Annotated in this window: 2 protein-coding genes; one reads left to right on the forward strand and one right to left on the reverse strand. The window is 57.7% G+C overall.

Annotated features, from left to right (window positions below; all coding sequences use genetic code 11):
* Positions 1-490 (reverse strand): 2OG-Fe(II) oxygenase family protein (locus L1065_RS15640; protein ID WP_305082567.1); only part of this gene is annotated, 490 nt, incomplete at its 3' end.
* Between the two features lie 181 nt (positions 491-671).
* Between L1065_RS15640 and L1065_RS15645 the strand changes: the two genes are divergently transcribed.
* The coding region (locus L1065_RS15645; protein ID WP_237096447.1) for a type VI secretion system Vgr family protein at positions 672-1,666 on the forward strand (995 nt) is incomplete at its 3' end.

The raw sequence follows: 1,666 nt of genomic DNA on the forward strand, positions 1-1,666 counted from the left end.
AACCATTACTCCAAGCCTCTAACATGTCGCCTATATTCACGACGAGCACGGCAGGATCGACAGGAACGTCGATCCATTGATTGTTCTGGGTCATAACCTGCAATCCTTCGTTGCGAGTATGGAGTAGCGTCAGACATTCATAATCGGTGTGTGCCCCCATATTGACAGACTGGTGATTGACCATTTCCTGATGGCGAACATAGTGCAACAAACGCAGTTGCGAGATCGGCTTACTCATATGCTGCGTCATTTTTGAGCAATCGAACGGCAGCTCCGTCCGCATAGCAGACTTTTGAAAGCTCTGCGATGGATGTCCGGTAAGGGGGCTTTTCCGAACTTCATTTTCCGGCTGTTCTGACGCAGCATTTCTTCGCGCTTGTTGCAGGATCTTTTCGAATGCAAAGAGCTTCTTGCCAAACCGGCCATTGGATCGAGCATAATCAGGTGGCAACCAAACTGGCCACTCATTGCGGCTTGATTGAACCGTCAAAAGCGGGGTTTGCAGCCTTTCGCTGCGTCTGCGCCACCCTCGGCTTTCGCGCTAGGCCATTCAACAAACGGTGGTTTTGGTCTGCTTTTTCAGCACGATGGCAACAAAGTTGAAATAGCTTCCTTTTCGGAAGGGAAGCCGTTAAGTTTCTCTTATAAATTGTATTTTTAGGTCTCTTTTTATGAACACCCATTTCAGCCAGCAGGACCGTCAGGGTCGCCTCACGACCTCGCTGGGTGCGGACACGCTGGTGCTGTTGCGCATGGACGGCACAGAGGAGCTGTCGGGGGATTTTGAGTGGCGGGTTGAGGCTTTGTCGCCTGATGCGGGGCTTGATCTGCACGCGCTTTTGGGCACGCACGCGACTGTTGAGATTGACCACGCAACAGGCTCCCGCGCGTTCGACGGCATCGTGGTGGAGGCCGAAGCGCGCGGCGCGTTCGAGAACGGTTGGCGCTATGATCTGGTGCTGCGGCCCTGGCTTCATGTGGCTGGCCTGCGCCGTAACATGCGGATATTTCACAACAAAACCGTTATAGACATCGCGCAGGACGTCTTTGCGTCCTACGCGGGTCTCGGGGCGCCGCATCTGGATATACAGCTCACGGGCGACTATCCCGTGCTGGAATACACCGTGCAATACGGCGAGAGCGACGCGGACTTCGTGCGCCGTCAGCTGGAGCGCCACGGTATCACCTGGGGATGGCGCCACGAGGCGGGATCGCACACGATGGTGCTGGTCGACACCGCCAGCAGCCTGCCCGAAGTGCCGGGTGCGTCGCGGCCATACTTCGGCGTGGACGGCTATCACCGCGCGGATGAGGAACACTTCAACACCTGGTCGTCTGCGCAGCGCATCACCACAGGCGCTGTGCGGCTGACGGAGTATAACTTCAAGACACCAACGGCCACGCAAGAAGTGGATCAACTTGGCGATGCCAGCCATCCAAGCGGCGATATTGAGAGCTACGACTGGCCCGGCGATTATCTGGACCAGGGCGAAGGGCGCGGCGTGGTCAGCACGCGACTGGACGCAGAACGCGGCCAAGCGCCCCGCCACCGTGCGATGGGCGATGTGGTCAGCTTGGGCGCGGGTTGGCGCGTGACGCTGGCGGGCGACGATGTGGCGGATGCAACGGGGCGCACGTTCGTATGCCTGAAGGCCAAGCACCGTTT

This window comes from Nereida sp. MMG025, from assembly GCF_021654165.1.
GTDB lineage: Bacteria > Pseudomonadota > Alphaproteobacteria > Rhodobacterales > Rhodobacteraceae > Nereida.